This window comes from Variovorax beijingensis, from assembly GCF_003951285.1.
Taxonomy (GTDB): Bacteria; Pseudomonadota; Gammaproteobacteria; order Burkholderiales; family Burkholderiaceae_C; genus Variovorax; species Variovorax beijingensis.
In genome coordinates, this window is record NZ_RXFQ01000022.1 from 36,293 (window position 1) to 52,025 (window position 15,733).

The 15,733-nt window shown below is 66.9% G+C and carries 14 protein-coding genes; 3 read left to right on the top strand and 11 right to left on the bottom strand.

The genetic code is table 11. The features are described from left to right. The first annotated feature begins 100 nt into the window (after window positions 1-100). Entirely contained in the window at window positions 101-775 is a 675-nt protein-coding gene (locus tag EJO66_RS27745) for a hypothetical protein (RefSeq protein WP_223262520.1), read from the top strand. Window positions 776-824: 49 nt separating this feature from the next. Here the strand turns inward: EJO66_RS27745 and EJO66_RS27750 are convergent, their stop codons facing one another. The 3 genes from EJO66_RS27750 to EJO66_RS27760 form a co-directional block, all read right to left on the bottom strand. Then, entirely contained in the window at window positions 825-1,067 is a 243-nt protein-coding gene (locus EJO66_RS27750; protein ID WP_125966687.1) for a hypothetical protein, read from the bottom strand. A 233-nt stretch (window positions 1,068-1,300) separates the two neighbouring features. Further along, window positions 1,301-2,281, bottom strand: a complete 981-nt coding sequence (locus EJO66_RS27755; protein WP_125966688.1) for a tripartite tricarboxylate transporter substrate binding protein — start codon at window positions 2,279-2,281, stop codon at window positions 1,301-1,303. 62 nt (window positions 2,282-2,343) lie between these two features. Beyond that, window positions 2,344-3,438: a threonine aldolase family protein gene (locus EJO66_RS27760; RefSeq protein WP_125966689.1), complete on the bottom strand. Its 1,095-nt coding sequence runs from the start codon at window positions 3,436-3,438 to the stop codon at window positions 2,344-2,346. Between the two features lie 85 nt (window positions 3,439-3,523). On the opposite strand from EJO66_RS27760, the gene EJO66_RS27765 reads away from it, so the two are divergent. Further along, a complete protein-coding gene (locus EJO66_RS27765; RefSeq protein ID WP_124961537.1) occupies window positions 3,524-4,441 on the top strand; it encodes a LysR substrate-binding domain-containing protein in 918 nt (305 codons plus the stop codon). A 73-nt stretch (window positions 4,442-4,514) separates the two neighbouring features. Here the strand turns inward: EJO66_RS27765 and EJO66_RS27770 are convergent, their stop codons facing one another. The 6 genes from EJO66_RS27770 to EJO66_RS27795 all read right to left on the bottom strand — a co-directional run bounded on the left by EJO66_RS27770 (window position 4,515) and on the right by EJO66_RS27795 (window position 11,853). Continuing rightward, window positions 4,515-5,615 carry a mandelate racemase/muconate lactonizing enzyme family protein gene (locus tag EJO66_RS27770; protein ID WP_124961538.1) on the bottom strand — a complete coding sequence of 367 codons (1,101 nt, stop codon included), beginning with the start codon at window positions 5,613-5,615 and terminating at the stop codon, window positions 4,515-4,517. Between the two features lie 481 nt (window positions 5,616-6,096). Further along, the gene (locus EJO66_RS27775) at window positions 6,097-6,534 is read right to left on the bottom strand and encodes a CBS domain-containing protein (RefSeq protein WP_124961539.1); all 438 of its coding nucleotides are present in this window, start codon (window positions 6,532-6,534) and stop codon (window positions 6,097-6,099) included. Window positions 6,535-6,578: 44 nt separating this feature from the next. Further along, window positions 6,579-7,634 (bottom strand): 2-oxoacid:ferredoxin oxidoreductase subunit beta, encoded by a 1,056-nt coding sequence (locus tag EJO66_RS27780; RefSeq protein WP_124961540.1) that lies wholly within the window; start codon window positions 7,632-7,634, stop codon window positions 6,579-6,581. Beyond that, window positions 7,631-9,481 carry a 2-oxoacid:acceptor oxidoreductase subunit alpha gene (locus tag EJO66_RS27785; RefSeq protein WP_125966690.1) on the bottom strand — a complete coding sequence of 617 codons (1,851 nt, stop codon included), beginning with the start codon at window positions 9,479-9,481 and terminating at the stop codon, window positions 7,631-7,633. The genes EJO66_RS27780 and EJO66_RS27785 overlap by 4 nt, the downstream gene beginning before the upstream one ends. After that, window positions 9,478-11,277, bottom strand: coding sequence for an FAD-dependent oxidoreductase (locus EJO66_RS27790; protein WP_125966691.1), 1,800 nt, complete (start codon window positions 11,275-11,277; stop codon window positions 9,478-9,480). The genes EJO66_RS27785 and EJO66_RS27790 overlap by 4 nt, the downstream gene beginning before the upstream one ends. Window positions 11,278-11,391: 114 nt before the next feature. Further along, entirely contained in the window at window positions 11,392-11,853 is a 462-nt protein-coding gene (locus EJO66_RS27795; RefSeq protein ID WP_240648847.1) for a hypothetical protein, read from the bottom strand. Between the two features lie 130 nt (window positions 11,854-11,983). Here EJO66_RS27795 and EJO66_RS27800 point away from each other — a divergent pair, with 130 nt between their 5' ends. Continuing rightward, window positions 11,984-12,529, top strand: coding sequence for a DUF4256 domain-containing protein (locus tag EJO66_RS27800; protein ID WP_125966692.1), 546 nt, complete (start codon window positions 11,984-11,986; stop codon window positions 12,527-12,529). A 6-nt stretch (window positions 12,530-12,535) separates the two neighbouring features. Here the strand turns inward: EJO66_RS27800 and EJO66_RS27805 are convergent, their stop codons facing one another. Beyond that, window positions 12,536-14,329, bottom strand: a complete 1,794-nt coding sequence (locus EJO66_RS27805) for a tannase/feruloyl esterase family alpha/beta hydrolase (protein WP_125966693.1) — start codon at window positions 14,327-14,329, stop codon at window positions 12,536-12,538. A 671-nt stretch (window positions 14,330-15,000) separates the two neighbouring features. Continuing rightward, the gene (locus EJO66_RS27810; RefSeq protein WP_125966694.1) at window positions 15,001-15,714 is read right to left on the bottom strand and encodes a Crp/Fnr family transcriptional regulator; all 714 of its coding nucleotides are present in this window, start codon (window positions 15,712-15,714) and stop codon (window positions 15,001-15,003) included. Between the last annotated feature and the right edge of the window lie 19 nt (window positions 15,715-15,733).

A 15,733-nucleotide genomic window follows, 5' to 3' on the forward strand; every position in this document is an offset into this window, starting at 1 on the left:
GTTGGTTGCTTCAAGGGCCGCGCAAGATGTTCTTGATGACGGCTCTCATCGCGTTCACAATTATGGTGTAAATCATTTACACCATATCTAAAAATCCTCAATGACTGATCTCGGCTTGACCACCAACAACGAAATGACCCCCGCATCCAGCGCCGCAAACGACCCGGCAGCACCCGCCTCCACGGCCCGGCCGACCGCAGCGTCCAAGGATCCCGCAACCCAATTGCCATCGAACCCGCCAACCGCAGTGCCAGTTTCAGGCAAAGGGCCGGCGCCCAAGAAGGCGCCGGCGCGCAAGCCCAAAGTACTTGCGACGAAGAAACCGGTCACCAAGAAAGTCTCAGCTCAGAAGACCGAGCCGGCAAAACCCGTGGTGACGAAGTCCTCGGCGAAGAAGGCGACTGCGAAGAAGACGCCCCCCTTGAAGGCCAAGCCGGTGAAGGCCGTGGTCGCACCGCCTCAGGCCACACGGCCCACGGTTCGCCGTTCGGAACTGGCAACGTCTGCCCAGGCCGCTGCTTCCGAGTCCGCGCGCGAGACAGCCAAAGCCAAAACCAAACTCGTGCGAGACAGCTTCACGATGCCCCAGCAGGACTTCGGTCTGATTGCCGCCCTCAAGGACCGGGCGCTGGGTTTCAAACGTCCCGCCAAGAAGAGCGAACTTCTGCGCGCCGGGCTGCACGCGCTCCAACAACTCACAGATACCCAACTGCGCGGCGCGCTGGATTCGCTGGTACCGCTGAAGGCGGGACGTCCAAAGAAGAAAACCAACTGAAGCCCGCGCTGCAGACCCGGCCCGTCGGCGATGCTTGCGCCGGGAGCGCCTAGCCCAGAGGGGGCGGGCGCTGGGTTGAGTGCAAGAGGCTGGAGTAGCCTTCCCAACTGTGCCTGCCGCTGCGGCGGAGAAGACGGTCGCGGCCATGGGCGAACAAGCCCTGATGCCCGGATTCCCGGGCTTCAACGGCATCGAGCTCGCGCTTGACCTGCTGCACCGAGTCATCACCTTCCCCGTAGCGGTCCTTCAGGTCCGTCAGGAGATTTTTCAGTTCGCAGAGATACCGGGACATGTTTCGCGCTCCTCGGAAGGACAGACAAGCGAAGCCAAAGGAAAGACTGGGAACATACGCCAATGGCCCCGGCGAAGGCGTAACGCTACGTACTGGCCAAGCAAGTCCGAAAGCCTTCTTTGGAGAGCGAGCGCCTGGGCGAGCAGGGATCGGACTATTCGATCCTGTTCCCCAACGACGTGCTCGCGCCCACCGCAGGAAGGCATCGAGGAACTGGAATAGCCGAGAGAGCCTCAGCTGTTGATCGTGACCCCAGTCTCCTTCACGACCGATTTCCAGCGCGCAATTTCTTCATTCAGGTACTTGGAGAACGCCTGCGGCCCACGGGGCATGGGATCCACGAACGAGCTTTCCAACCTGGCCTTGACATCGGGCAGGTCGAGCACCTTGTCGATGGCTGCGTTCAGCTGCTGCAGCAGGTCTGCGGGCACCCCGGCAGGTGCCATCACGCCATACCAGGCGCTTCCCACCATGCCGGGCACGCTTTCGGAGAAGGTCTGCACGTGCGGCAATTTCGGATGCCGCGTTGCGCTGGCGATGGCAAGGACCTTGAGCCGCTTCGCTTCGATGTGCGGCATGCAAGCCGGCACGGAATTGATCACCATGGCGACCTGCCCGCCGACGGCATCGGTCAAGGCGGCACTGCCGCCTTTGTAGGGCACGTGCACCAGCTCCATGCCCGTCTTGCGCTGGAGCGTCTCGTACAGCAGGTGCGGTACGGACCCCTGCCCCGGGGTTCCTACGCCATATTCGCGCACGCGGGCACGCGGCAGCGCCAGCAGTTCTCGCAGGGAGTTGGCCGGAAGGGACGGATGCGCCACCAACAGTTGCGGCGAAGAGCCCACGAGAGTGAGTGGGGAGAAGTCCCTGATCGGATCAAAGGGCATTTTGGGCTGCATCGCGGCATTGGTGGCGTGCGCGGCATCCGCAAGGAACAACGTGTAGCCGTCCGCGGCGCTCTTGGCCGCGGCATCGGTGCCGATCAGCCCTGACGCCCCTGCCTTGTTGTCCACGACGACATTCCACCCCGCCGTTTCGGTCAGCTTCTGGGCAATCAGCCGCGCAACAAAATCCGAACCGCCTCCGGGCCCGTACGGCACGATCAGGCGGATGGGCCGGCCCGGAAAACCGCCGGCGAATGTGTTGCCGCTCCCCAGGCCGGTGGCCATCAAGAAGGCGGAGGCGACGAAGTCCCGGCGGCAGATGGAAGGCATGGTCAAGGCTCCTGGTAGGTACTCGACGTGTTCGATGGAGGCGCGTCCGTGCAAGAACGCGTTCAAGCAAGCAGCGATTGCGCGGCACGCCCGAATCCGGTGGCGGCGGCATCCACGCAGGTCGCGTCGATGTGACGGTGCGTCACGAGCCGGATCCTGCGCGGACCCCACGGGCGGACCAGGACACCGCATTCCTTGAGTGCCTCCGCCCAGGCGAGGCTGTCGGGTGCGGCCTCGGGCAGGTCGACGAAGACAATGTTGGTGGGCGGCGTGCTGACGCTGACAGCGCCGGGCAACGCAGCTCGCAATGCCTCGCTCAGGCGCGACGCCGAAGCGTGGTCCTGCGCGAGCCGGCCGGGCATGGTTTCCAGGGCGTCCAGTCCCGCTGCGGCAACCACCCCGATCTGGCGCTGCGTGCCCCCGAGCATCTTGCGCAACCGTCTGGCGCTGGCCATGGTGGCGGACGGTCCGGCGAGCACCGCGCCGGCAGGCGCGCTCAGGCCCTTGGAAAGGCAGAGGGCCACCGTGTCGGCGTAGCAGGCGATCGCGGCTGGATCGACGTTCAGCGCCACGGCGGCGTTGAAGAGCCGGGCGCCATCGAGGTGGACGCGCACGCCGGCGTCTCTGGATGCCTTCCAGACCGCCCGCATGTGGTCCAGCGGCAGCACCGCCCCTCCCGCGTTGCCGTGCGTGGTTTCCATGCAGACCAGATCCGTGCGCAATTCGCTGGACGACTTCAGCACCAGCGCCAGGCTCTCCAGGTCCATTGCGCCGGCCACGCCCGGAATGCCGGTGTAGGTCACGCCGCTGAACACGGCGCCGCCGCGCTCGGAGACGAACATGTGCGCGGACTCCTCGAGCACGACCTGCGACCGGCGGTCCGCCTGCGACAGCACAGCCAGGAGGTTTCCCATCGTGGCTGTCGGCACGTACAGGCCGGCCTCCTTGCCCAGTGTCCTGGCCACCAAGGCCTCGAGCGCGCGTACGGTCGGGTCGCCGTCCAGGCCGTCGTCTCCCAGTGCGGCTGTTTGCATGCGGCCGTACATCGACGGGGTCGGCAGCGTCACGGTGTCGCTGCGCAGGTCCACCACGGCGCCGGCCTTGCATGGACTGCGCGGCAGTCCGGAGTCGGCAACGTGCAGGATCTTGTCGGGCATGGGCGCGAGTATTCTTCCGGGCGACCAATACTGCAAATGCGTACTCGACAGCGCGCCATACAATATTGATATGAGCAGCCGACGCATGACCTTGAAGCACATCGAGGCCTTCCGGGTGGTCGTGCAGACGGGGTCGATGACCGAAGCCTCGCGACGGCTTCACACGTCGCAGCCCCAGGTGAGCCGTCTCGTTTCGCAGCTGGAGGCGATCATCGGGTTTGCGCTTTTTGAACGCAGCGGCACGCGCCTGACGCCTTCGCTCGAAGGAAAACGCTTCTTCCAGGAAGTCGAGAAGGCATTCGCCGGGCTGCAGGGCCTGGAGTCCGCGGCATCAAACATCCGGACGTTCGGCGGCGACCGCCTGGCGGTGGCCGCCATGGCGCGAATTGCCGGAGGCGTCCTCAGCCAGGCGGTCGTTCGGTTCAAGCGCGACCACCCCGAGACGCTCGTCACGATTCACTCCGGTGCAGCCACAACCGTCGACACATGGGTGAGCTCGGGCTTGTGCGACCTGGGCCTCGCCATCCTGTATGGCGATGATCCGCCCGGCATGCGCGTCGAAACACTGCTCGGCATGGATTGCGTCGCGCTGCTTCCCAGGGAACATCATCTGGCCCGGGCCAGGCAGGTTCGCGCATCGGACCTGGAGGGCGAAGCCTTCATCTCGTTCCCACTGGGCAGCGGCCCGAGAGAACGCATCGACCAGGTATTGGCCGCCGCAGGCGTGAAGACGCGAACGGTGCTGGAGTCCGACCTGGGCGCCTCCGTCTGCTCGCTGGTCGCTGCAGGTCTGGGCGTGAGCGTGATCAATCCACTGGCGGCGCTCGAGGAGCAGCGCAACCTCGATTTCGAGGTGCGAACCTTCAAGCCCGCCATCAGGGTGCGCCTTGCGCTCCTGCTCGCGCCCGATGCGCCTCATTCCCGGCTTGTGTCAGCCTTCAAGGAAGTCGTGCGCGGCGTCATCGAATCCGAACTGGATCACATCCGCCCGTACCGCAGCTGAGGGTGGCGCTCGTACGCGGCCTCGCCGCAGTTTCACGAAGGGCACCGAGACGGGTCAGGCCAACACGGACCCGCTAGCGAGACGGATCGACCAGATACGGCGCAAGTTTCGCCCAGTCAAAGTTCACCCCGACTCCCGGCTCGTCCGGTGCAACTGCACGATGGTCCGCAAGAACCAACGGCCGCATCGTGTACTCGTCAATGGGGAAACTGTGAATCTCCAGCCAGCCTGCGTTCGCTTGCGCCGCCAGCAAGCTCACATGCAACTCCTGCATGCCGTGCGAGCACACCGGGATCCCGTAGCGGCGCGAGCGCTCGGCCACCTTCAGCCAGCCCGTGATGCCGCCGCAGTTCGAGGCGTCCGGCTGGATGAAGGAGAGCCCCGCCTGCTCGAACGCATGCTCGAACTCGTGGATCGTGTGCAGGTTCTCGCCCATCGCCAACGGAACGCCGGTCGCGGCGGCGATGCGCGCATAGCCCCGGTAGTCATCCGGAATGGTCGGCTCCTCGAACCACAGGACATTGAAAGGCTTGATGCGCTCGGCCGCGGCGATGGCCTGGTCCACGCTCATCGCGTAGTTGGCGTCCACCATCAAGGCCATGCCGTCACCGATCAGCTGCCGCACCGCCCGGATGCGCTCGATGTCTTCGTCGAGGTTCGGGCGGCCGATCTTGATCTTGACGCCGCCGGCACCCTTGGCGAGATAGCCACGCACGTTGTCCAGCAGCTTCTCGAGCGGGAACGCCAGGTCGATGCCCCCGCAGTACGCATCGCAGGTGTTCGCAGCGCCGCCCGCCAGTTGCCAGAGTGGCTGGCCTGCCGCCTTGCCGCGGAGGTCCCAGAGCGCAATGTCGATCGCGGAGATCGCGAACGACGCGATGCCGCCGCGGCCGACATAGTGCACATGCCACTCGCTGAATTCGTGGACGCCTTCGACATCCGCCCCGTCCATGCCAATCATCGCGGGCGCCAGGTCGTGGTCGATCATGGCCTTGATCGCATGCCCTCCCTTGCCACCGGTGTAGGTGTAGCCCGTGCCCCGGCTGCCATCCGAAAGCACCACCGTCGCGGTCACCAGCTCGAAATGGGTGTGTGCGCCGTGCTTGGCATCCGTCAGGACTTCCGTGAGGGGAACCTTGAAGAGCTGGCTCGTGATTCTCGCGATGGAACGCATGGACCTCTCCTTGAAGCTGCCGCTTGAGACCGCGAAGCGATGGTAGCGCTCGTCGGACCCCGCACCGGACAAGTGGGCCATGACAGGGGTGGACGCGTCGCGTATCGCCTGGCGCTGGACCATCCGCAAGCCCGCGCTTCGATCGCCGTACTGGATCTCCTGCCCACCGGCGAAACCTGGGATCGCGCGGAGCCTATGTCCGCGCTCTGCAGGACCCGTCGCACGCGCATGCGATTTGCGAGGAGTACCGCGCGGCCGCGAGCACGATGGACAGTCAGTGGTGCGCCGACGCTGGAGAACCTTTGGGATATGGAATCAATGGGCAGCGACGGTCTCCGGCCGCGGTTTCGACGCAGGGCACTTCTTTCCCGAGGAATGCCCGCAGGAAACGGCACAGGAACTGATCCTCAGCCTCGCGCCGTCGCCTTGGTGAAAGCCAATGTCCGCCGCCCCCAGGATTCTTGCGAGGCTCGCCCTGCCTCTACCCCAGCGCGTCGTTCACCTGCTCGCGGAACTCCGTCAGGCTGACCGCCGTGCCGATTTCCCGCGGCAGCGCGTCACGTATCGAGAACACGCCAAGAACCTTCGCCCCCGACGTCAACGGCAGGTGGCGGAAACCGCGTTCGAGCATCAGCACCAAGGCGTCGGACACCGGCGTTTCGGGCGGCACGCAGATCGGGTTGGGCGTCATGACCTCGCGCACCGCCGTGCGGTCGGGATCGAGCCCCCGGGCCAGCACGCGGGTCATCAGGTCGCGCTCGGTCAGGATGCCCAGCAGCATGTCGGGCAGTTCCATGACGAGCACGCTGCCGCAGTTGGCGCGCGTCATCGCACACGCGGCGTCGCGCGCGCTGGCCTGCGGACCCAGGCTGATCACATGCTTGCGCGAGATGGATTGGAAAACGGTGCGCTCGGCCATGGTGCGCCCTCCGGAAGGAACGTAATGGTGCCGCCGGACGCCGCTCAGCGCAAGGAGGCGTTCAGCCGCGCGAGCGCCTCGGCGCCGGGGCACAGCTCGGCGGGCCCCAGCGCATTGAGCGGCCGGTCGCTGGTGTTGAGCGCGGTGTGCAGGTCGCTGGCCAGCGGGTCGACGAAAAGCAGGCCGGTCACCACCTCGCCCATCTCCTGGTGCCGCTGCATGTGGGCCATGGCGGCATGGCGGTCGCCGGGGTCGTAGCCGGGATGCAGGCTGCGCAGGCGCAGCAGCGTGCCGTCGTGCTGGCGCACGTCCATCACTTCGCCCGGCGCCATGTCGACGGTGATCTCTTCCCGCCCGCTGATGAAGTCGATGCGGCTCACCGCCTCGTTGTGCTCGCGCACGTAGTCGTAGCTCTTGGTGCTGCCCGGGTGGTTGTTGAAGGCGACGCAGGGGCTGATCACGTCGATGAAGGCGGCGCCGCCGTGGCTGATCGCCCCCTTGATCAGCGGCACCAGCTGCGCCTTGTTGCCCGAGAAGCCCCGCCCCACGTAGCTGGCGCCCAGCTGCAGCGCCATGGCCACCAGGTCCACCGGGCTGTCGCTGTTGACCAGGCCCTTCTTGCTCTTGGAGCCCTGGTCGGCCGTGGCCGAGAACTGGCCCTTGGTCAGGCCGTAGACGCCGTTGTTCTCCACGATGTAGGCCATGCGCACGCCGCGCCGCATCGCGTGGGCGAACTGGCCCAGGCCGATGGACGCCGAATCGCCGTCACCCGAGACGCCCAGGTACAGCAGGTCGCGGTTGGCCAGGTTGGCGCCGGTCAGCACGCTGGGCATGCGGCCGTGCACCGTGTTGAAGCCGTGCGAGGCGCCCAGGAAATAGTCCGGCGTCTTGGAGCTGCAGCCGATGCCCGAGAGCTTGGCCACGCGATGCGGCTCGATGTCCAGCTCCCAGCAGGCCTCGATGATGGCGGCGGAGATGGAGTCGTGTCCGCAGCCGGCGCACAGCGTCGAAATCTTGCCTTCGTAGTCGCGCCGCGTGTACCCGACCTTGTTGGTGGCCAGCGTCGGATGGTGCAGCCGGGGCTTGGCAAGGTAGGTCATGCGGTCTCCTTCGCGTCGGCGGCGCCGGCGGCCTGCGCCTTGTGCACATGCGCGGCGATGGCCTGAACGATGAAGCGCGCCGTGATGGGCGTGCCGTCGAAATGCAGCACCCTTGTCAACCGGGCAGGATCGATGTCCAGTTCGTTGACCAGCAGGCTGCGCATCTGCGCATCGCGGTTCTGCTCGACCACGAACACCTGCCTGTGCTGCGCGAGGAACTGCGCCACGCTGTCCGGAAACGGAAAGGCCCGCAGCCGCAGCGCATCCAGGTGGATGCCGCGCGCTTCCAGCGCCTGCAGCGCCTCGTGCATCGCCGGGCTGGTCGAACCGAAATAGATCACGCCCAGCTCGGTCTTCTGGGCGGCCGGGCGCAGCACCGGCTGCGGCACCAGCGCGGCCGCGGTCGCAAACTTCTTCAGCAGCCGCTCCATGTTGTAGATGTAGTCCGGCCCGCGCTCCGAATACCGGGCGTAGGCGTCGCGCGTGGTGCCGCGGGTGAAGTAGCTGCCCTTGGTCGGATGCGTGCCCGGCAGCGTGCGCCAGGGGATGCCGTCGCCGTCCACATCCTTGTAGCGGCCGAAGTCGCGGCCCGCTTCGAGCTCCTCGGCGCTCATGACCTTGCCGCGGTCGTAGGCCTTGCTGTCGTCCCAGGCGAAGGGCGCGCACAGGCGCTGGTTCATGCCGATGTCCAGGTCCGTCATCAGGAACACCGGCGTCTGCAGCCGGTCGGCCAGGTCCAGCGCCGCCGCCGCATGCTCGAAGCACTCGTGCGGGTCCTCGGGAAACAGCAGCACGTGCTTGGTGTCGCCGTGCGAGGCGTAGGCGCAGGCGAGGATGTCGGCCTGCTGCGTGCGCGTCGGCATGCCGGTGGAAGGGCCGCCGCGCTGCACGTTGATGAGCGTGACCGGAATCTCGGCAAAGTAGGCCAGGCCGATGAACTCGGCCATCAGCGAAATGCCCGGGCCCGAGGTCGCCGTGAAGGCCCGCGCGCCGTTCCAGCCGGCGCCGACCGCCACGCCGATCGAGGCGAGCTCGTCTTCCGCCTGCACGATGGCGAAGCGGTGCTGGCCGGTGGCCGGATCCACGCGGAATTTGGTGCAGTACTTCTGGAAGGCCTCGGCCACCGAGGACGACGGCGTGATCGGATACCAGGCCGCGACCGTGGCGCCGCCGTACACGCAGCCCAGCGCCGCGGCGCTGTTGCCGTCCACGAAGATGCGGTCGCCCACCCGGTCGGCGCGCCGCACCCTGAGGCCCAGGGGCTCGAGGTTCTCGCGCGCGAAGTCGCAGCCCAGGTGCAGCGCCTGCACGTTGGAAGCGAGCAGCTTTTCCTTGCCCTTGTACTGCTCGCCAAACAGCTTCTCGACCACTTCCGGATCGATGCCCAGCAGGATGGCCAGCGCGCCCACGTAGACGATGTTCTTGAACAGCTGGCGCTGGCGCGGATCCTGGTAGACGGCGTTGCAGATCTCGGTCAGCGGCATGCCGATCACGCGGATGTCGTCGCGGAACTTCGAAGGCGGCAGCGGCCGCGTGCTGTCGTGGAACAGGTAGCCGCCGGGCTCCAGCTCGGCCACGTCGGCGTCCCAGGTCTGCGGGTTCATCGCGACCATCATGTCGGTGCCGCCGCGCCGCCCCAGGTGGCCCTCTTCGGTCACGCGCACCTCGTACCAGGTCGGCAGGCCCTGGATGTTGCTGGGAAAGATGTTGCGCGGACTCACCGGCACGCCCATGCGCAGGATGGCCTTGGCGAACAGCTCGTTGGCCGAGGCCGACCCCGAGCCGTTGACGTTGGCGAACTTGATGACGAAATCGTTGACCGCCTCGATTTGCGGAATGGCGCTCATGCAGTCGCCTCCTGCCCTGCCGGCGTCATCTTCAGCAGGAATTTCTGCATGTCCCACGCGCCGGTCGGGCAGCGCTCGGCGCACAGGCCGCAGTGCAGGCAGACGTCCTCGTCCTTGACCATCACGCGGCCCGTCTTGAGCCCGCCCGAGACGTAAAGGTCCTGCGCCAGGTTGAGCGTCGGCGCCTTGAGCCGCTGGCGCAGATCCGCCTCGTCGCCGTTGGTGGTGAAGCTGATGCAGTCCATCGGGCAGATGTCCACGCAGGCATCGCATTCGATGCAGGCGGATTCGGTGAACACCGTCTGCACGTCGCAGTTCAGGCAACGCTCGGCCTCCTTGAAGGCGGTGGCGGCGTCGAAGCCCAGTTCCACCTCCACCGCGATGCTGGCCAGCGCCTTCTCGGCCTTCGCCCACGGCACCTTGTAGCGCAGGTCGTTGGAGGTGTCGTTGTCGTAGCTCCACTCGTGGATGCCCATCTTCTGCGAGACCAGGTTGGTCATGGGCGCCGGACGCACATAGACCGGCTCGGCGCGCAGCAGCTTGTCGATCGACACCGCCGCTTCATGGCCGTGGGCCACGGCCGTGATGATGTTCTTCGGGCCGAAGGCCGCATCGCCGCCGAAGAACACGTGGGGCACCGTCGACTGGAAGGTGTTCCTGTCGAGCGTGGGCAGGCCCGACCTGTCGAAGGCGATGCCGCAATCGCGCTCGATCCACGGGAACGCGTTCTCCTGGCCCACCGCCACCAGCACCTCGTCGCATTCGAACCAGGCGTCGGGCTCGCCGGTGGGCACCAGCGTGCGGCGTCCCTGCGCGTCGTACTCGGCGCGGACCCGCTCGAAGGTCATGCCCAGCAGCCGGCCCTGGTCGTGGACAAAGGCCTTGGGCACGTGGAAGTCGATGATCGGAATGCCTTCGTGCTGCGCGTCTTCCTTCTCCCAGGGCGAGGCCTTCATTTCGTCGAAGCCGCTGCGCACGATCACCTTCACGTCGCTGCCGCCCAGGCGCCGGGCCGAGCGGCAGCAGTCCATCGCCGTGTTGCCGCCGCCCAGCACGATCACGCGCTGGCCGATGCGGCTCACGTGGCCGAAGGACACGGAATTGAGCCAGTCGATGCCGATGTGGATGCCGGCCGCCGCTTCCCGCCGCCCGGGAATGTCCAGGTCGCGTCCGCGCGGCGCGCCGCAGCCGACGAAGATCGCGTCCCATCCCTGGGCCATCAGCGCCTTCATCGAGCCGATGCGCTCGCCGCCGCGGAATTCGACGCCCAGGTCCAGGATGTAGCCGGTCTCCTCGTCGATCACCGATTCCGGCAACCGAAAGCGCGGGATCTGCGTGCGGATGAAGCCGCCGGCCTTGGCCTCTTCGTCGAACACCGTCACTTCGTAGCCCAGCGGCGCCAGGTCGCGCGCGACGGTGAGCGAGGCCGGACCGGCGCCGACGCAGGCGATGCGCTTGCCGTTCTTCGGCGCCGGCTTGGGCATGCGCGCGCGCACGTCGTCCTTCATGTCGGCCGCCACGCGCTTGAGGCGGCAGATCGCCACCGGCTCGGGATCCTTCGCGTTGCTTTGTTCGACCCGCCCGCGCCGGCAGGCCGGCTCGCAAGGCCGGTCGCAGGTGCGCCCGAGGATGCCGGGAAAGACGTTGGACACCCAGTTGACCATGTAGGCGTCGCCGTAGCGGCGCTGCGCGATCATGCGGATGTATTCGGGGACGGGGGTGTGCGCCGGACAGGCGTACTGGCAATCGACGACCTTGTGGAAATAGGCCGGGTTGGCAATGTCGGTTCGCTGCAAGGCGTGCCTCCTGACAGTCGCCCGGGACCCCGGAGGGGCCGGCGAGCGGCGCTGCGACAAGTATGCGCCGCGCCGGCCGCCGCAGCGCCTTGGTGAAATCCCGCAGGCGCCCCGCTACCGGCGATACATGTAGACCTGCCCCTGGACGCCGTGTCCGAGCTGCGTCGCACCGGACGAGACCGGGTCGAGCCTGCAGCACGCCTCGACCGAATCGACATGCGACTGCGGCACCACGATCATGACTTCGCGCAGGCCCGAATCGAAGGCGTAGTCGACCAGGACGTCGGCGACCTGCGTCAGCAGCTCCGCGGAGGCATGCGCCTCGCTCAGCGTCACGCAGACATGCCCGATGCCCGCCACGGCCTCGGAACGCGGCTCGAGGATCGCATTGGCCATGCCGATGCGCTCGCCGTCGTCGGACAGGACGTCGAAGAAAACCACGGGCGCGCCGGTGGCCACGTAGGTCTTCTGCGAACGGGCGGCAATCTGGAACCCCTCTCCCACCATGCTGGCCGGAAGAACGATCTCTTCCTCCAGCGCCGGAGCACGAAGCAACGAACGGGCTGGACTGGTCATGATGAGACCTCCATCGGCGAGCCATTTCCTGCGCCGGGCCAAAAGAATAATCCCGCGTGCCGCGCATGTCATCTGGCAAACTGTCACGCGCACGGCACAGCTGCAACCGATCCAAACTCTTCGAGAAACCATGAAGGCGCAAGAACGGGAAGTGCTTCTTGAGGCACTGCAGGCTCGCTTCGAGAACAACATGCACCGGCACAAGGCCATCGCATGGGCCGACGTGCAGGCCAGGCTCGAGGCCCATCCCGGCGCGCTGAAGTCGCTGCACGAAATGGAGGCCACGGGCGGGGAACCCGACGTCATCGGCCAGGACAAGAAGACCGGCGGCCTCACGTTCTGCGATTGCTCCGCGGAGACCCCCGACGGCCGCCGCAGCCTCTGCTACGACCGCGAAGCGCTCGACGCCCGCAAGGAACACAAGCCGCAGAGCAGCGCGGTCGAGGTGGCCGCCGCGATGGGCATCGAGCTTCTCACCGAGGAACAGTACCGGGAACTGCAGACGCTCGGCGAGTTCGACCTCAAGACCTCGAGCTGGATCGCGACACCCCCCGACCTCCGGGCGCTCGGCGGCGCCCTCTTCGGCGATCGGCGCTATGGCCGGGTGTTCGTCTATCACAACGGCGCGCAGTCGTACTACACGGCCAGGGGCTTCCGCGGAGCGCTTCGCGTGTAGGCCCTCCTACCTGCAGGCGAAGCTGGCAGCCGATTCGAGATCGCCGCCGACGTAGCTCGCCACTTTCGGATACGGGCACAGGGGCCGCGTGCGGGCGGCCGACCAGCCGGCGGGCAGCTCCGCGTTGACCACGTTGGCACCCGCCCCCCGCGCGGCGGCGACCACGGAATCGGGCGCCTTGCCCTTCTCCACCCAGGCCACCAGCGGCGTCAGCATGTCGAACTGGTCCGTGGCCGGGCCCCGTCCGCAATGGTTCATGCCGGGCACCGGGAAGAATCGCGCAAAGCCGGAGGCATCGCCGCCATTGGCCGCGCGCAGTTCGTCGTACCAGCGCGTCGTGTCGTCCGAGGAGAACACCGCGTCGCTCGTGCCGTGGTAGACCATGAGCTTGCTGCCGCGGTCGCGCAGCGCCGCGAGGTTGCCCGGGTTCGGCGGTGTCATGAAGGACATGGCCGATTCCGTGTAGAGCGCGGTGGTCGCGAAGATGCCCGGCGCATCCGCGTCCATGCTGAAGCCCAGCGCAAAGTCGATGCCCGGCGGACGGCTCGTGCCCAGCGGCGGCGCACTGAACACGAACCCGACCGCGGCCGTGTCCAGGTTCTGCGAATTGGCGAACTCCCATTGCCGCCAATCGGCGCCGTTGATGCCCGCGTCATACGGGAAGCTGCTGTAGAGCGCGGCGCCCGCGGTGTTGCGCGCACCGCCGAAGACGTTGTCGAGCACGGTCTTCTGCGCGGCCGTGAGGCAACTGCCGTCGCGCGCGCCGCTGCAGGTGGGGACGTCGGTGGCCAGCTTGAAGGCCGCCTTGCAGGCCTGCACATCCGCGACGATGCCGTCGGTTGCGCCGTCCAGTGCATCGCACTTCGACCGCACGGCGCCGGCGACCGTGTCCATCTCCGCCTGCGTGAAGGCCGTCTGCAGGTCCGGCTTGCCGGCCGGCGTGTTGGCGGTCGTCACCTGGGCGTACTGCTGGACGCCGTAGAGCTGCGCGACCGCGGCCTTCGGCAGGTTGAAACCGGGATTGCCCGCCAGGATGCCGTCGTACTCGTTGGCGGACCGCGCGGCCGCCACCATCGCGTGGCGGCCGCCGTTCGAGCAGCCGCCGAAGTAGGAGCGGTCGGCCCCGCGGCCATAGGCCTTGGCGATCAGGTTCTTGGCCATCGGCGTCAGTTGCGCGACGGCGTTGTAGCCGTAGTCCAGGCGCGCCTGCGGATCGATGCCGAAGACCGGATTCTGCGCGCCGGAGTGGCCCGCATCGGAGCTGATCACGGCAAAGCCCATGTGCAGCGCCGTGGTCGTGGGCGACCCGCCCCCGACACCGCCCGTGGCCGGCGCCACGCTCCCGTCCAGCCCGCCGTTGGCCTGGTAGAAGAAGCGCCCGTTCCAGTCGACCGGCAGGCGCATCTCGAAGCCGATCGCATAGGTGCGGCCGTCGACGCTGCTGGTGCGCTCGTTCATCTTTCCCTGCACCAGGCAGTGCGCCGGCGTGGGCGTGCTCACGCCCGCCACCGTGAGGGTGCCGGCCGCGACCGAAGTGATGCTGGTGTAGGCCGTCCCGTTGAAGGCGGCCTTGCTCGCGAGGTCGCTGCACGACTGCAGCGTGCCGGGGCGAGCCTCCGGGGACGCCGCGGGCGGCGAAGCGGCGGGCGCAGGCGCCGGCGCGTCCGGCGCGGCCGGAACAACCGGCAGGAACGCAAAGCCGCTGCCCCCGCCGCCGCCTCCACCGCAGGCCGCGAGCAATGCGGCCGCACCCACCGCGGCCCATGCCGGCCGCCACGACGATGACACGATGTGATCCATGCTTGTCTCCTCGGCCGGCGGCGCTTCGTCGGCCACAAAGGTTATTGAAGATAACCAATATAGTTTTGATTCATAACCAAAAAACGAGGACAAACCCGGATGCCGAGGGATTCGCATCGCGCTGCATGCTTTCGTGTGCGGCCCGACCAGCCGCAGTGAGATCCGGTGATCGCCAGGCTTTCGCCAAGACCTGCCGGATGCACGCTCAAATCGTCGGCAATCGGGGATTCGGAACAGGCATTTGTCTCGAGCGAGGACCTGAGTTCTATGGAACTTGGGGAGAGTTAACTCTTTTGTTCGGCCATCACAGGAGGTCCGCAAGGACATTGAATTACATGTGAGGACATGTAGTTACGCCGGACTTCCGGACGATATGAAGCTGAAGCGCTCGACAGTGATTTTTTTGATTGCTCTTGTCATCCTGTCTTCGGCGGCAGGTTGGTATGGCTGGGAGCGCGGAAAGCAGCCACGACAAACGGCCGCGGAAGCATGCAGAAAGCAGTGCCACCCATTGCCCGGGCAAATCAAGGGCGAGAAGCGGATTCCCAACGCGCCCGAAGGGTGGCGCAACTACCCCGTCCTTCCAGGATGCGTGTGCGGGTAAAGCCCGACCCGCACGCTCCCAAGCGGCACTGTCAGCTTGTTGGGTTGTCCGAACGAAATGCCGACTGTCAGCTGCAAGGCGACGGCGACCCGGCGCCTTCCTCACCAAGGTAGTTGCGCAGGCCTTCAAGATCGATCACCTCGACGCCGCCGTGTTCCACCCGCAGCAGGCCTGCGCGCTCGAGCGCATGCAGTGCCCGGTTGGCGCGCTGGCGCGAGACCGCGGACAAGAGGCCGATCTCGTCCTGGGTCAGGCGTATGAAGCTGCTCGCCTGCGGATAGAGGATCGGGTCGAACAGGCTGGCCAGGCAGCGTGCAATGCGCGCGTCGGGGCCCAGCAGGCGGTCGAACTCCATGAGTCCGATGAACAGGCTCAGGCGGGCATTGATGTGCGACAGGAGGAACCGGTCGAAGTCGAGGTTCGTCGACACCAGGCGTTCGAAGGTATGGCGCGGCACGCAGGCCACGCGCGTCGGACGCATGGCCACGCCGTCGTAGCGCCACGGACCGGGCTTCAGCAGCGACCCTTCGCCGGCCCAGCCGCCGGAGGTCACGCCGGTGAAAGTGGAGACGCGGCCATCGGCCAGGGAGAGCGACATCTTCACCAGGCCCTCGATGACGCCGAGCCAGAGGTCCGCGGGCTCGCCGCGACGCATCACGAAACCGCCGGCCGGCAACTCGCGCTCGTACGACTCGCGCACCACGCGGTCGAGCTCCTCGGCCGCCAGGGTCTGCGCCCACAAGCTCTCGCGGAGCATGGTCTCCATGGCCTTCGCCGGCATTCGTGTTTCCTCGCTCGCT

Bases quoted from the DNA above. Each gene is read 5' to 3' on its own strand.
- EJO66_RS27770 (WP_124961538.1), bottom strand. From the start codon at position 5,615: ATGCGTTCCATCGCGAGAATCACGAGCCAGCTCTTCAAGGTTCCCCTC.
- EJO66_RS27800 (WP_125966692.1), top strand. From the start codon at position 11,984: ATGAAGGCGCAAGAACGGGAAGTGCTTCTTGAGGCACTGCAGGCTCGC.
- EJO66_RS27810 (WP_125966694.1), bottom strand. From the start codon at position 15,714: ATGCCGGCGAAGGCCATGGAGACCATGCTCCGCGAGAGCTTGTGGGCG.
- EJO66_RS27745 (WP_223262520.1), top strand. From the start codon at position 101: ATGACTGATCTCGGCTTGACCACCAACAACGAAATGACCCCCGCATCC.
- EJO66_RS27750 (WP_125966687.1), bottom strand. From the start codon at position 1,067: ATGTCCCGGTATCTCTGCGAACTGAAAAATCTCCTGACGGACCTGAAG.
- EJO66_RS27795 (WP_240648847.1), bottom strand. From the start codon at position 11,853: ATGACCAGTCCAGCCCGTTCGTTGCTTCGTGCTCCGGCGCTGGAGGAA.
- EJO66_RS27805 (WP_125966693.1), bottom strand. From the start codon at position 14,329: ATGGATCACATCGTGTCATCGTCGTGGCGGCCGGCATGGGCCGCGGTG.
- EJO66_RS27780 (WP_124961540.1), bottom strand. From the start codon at position 7,634: ATGACCTACCTTGCCAAGCCCCGGCTGCACCATCCGACGCTGGCCACC.
- EJO66_RS27785 (WP_125966690.1), bottom strand. From the start codon at position 9,481: ATGAGCGCCATTCCGCAAATCGAGGCGGTCAACGATTTCGTCATCAAG.
- EJO66_RS27775 (WP_124961539.1), bottom strand. From the start codon at position 6,534: ATGGCCGAGCGCACCGTTTTCCAATCCATCTCGCGCAAGCATGTGATC.
- EJO66_RS27755 (WP_125966688.1), bottom strand. From the start codon at position 2,281: ATGCCTTCCATCTGCCGCCGGGACTTCGTCGCCTCCGCCTTCTTGATG.
- EJO66_RS27765 (WP_124961537.1), top strand. From the start codon at position 3,524: ATGACCTTGAAGCACATCGAGGCCTTCCGGGTGGTCGTGCAGACGGGG.
- EJO66_RS27760 (WP_125966689.1), bottom strand. From the start codon at position 3,438: ATGCCCGACAAGATCCTGCACGTTGCCGACTCCGGACTGCCGCGCAGT.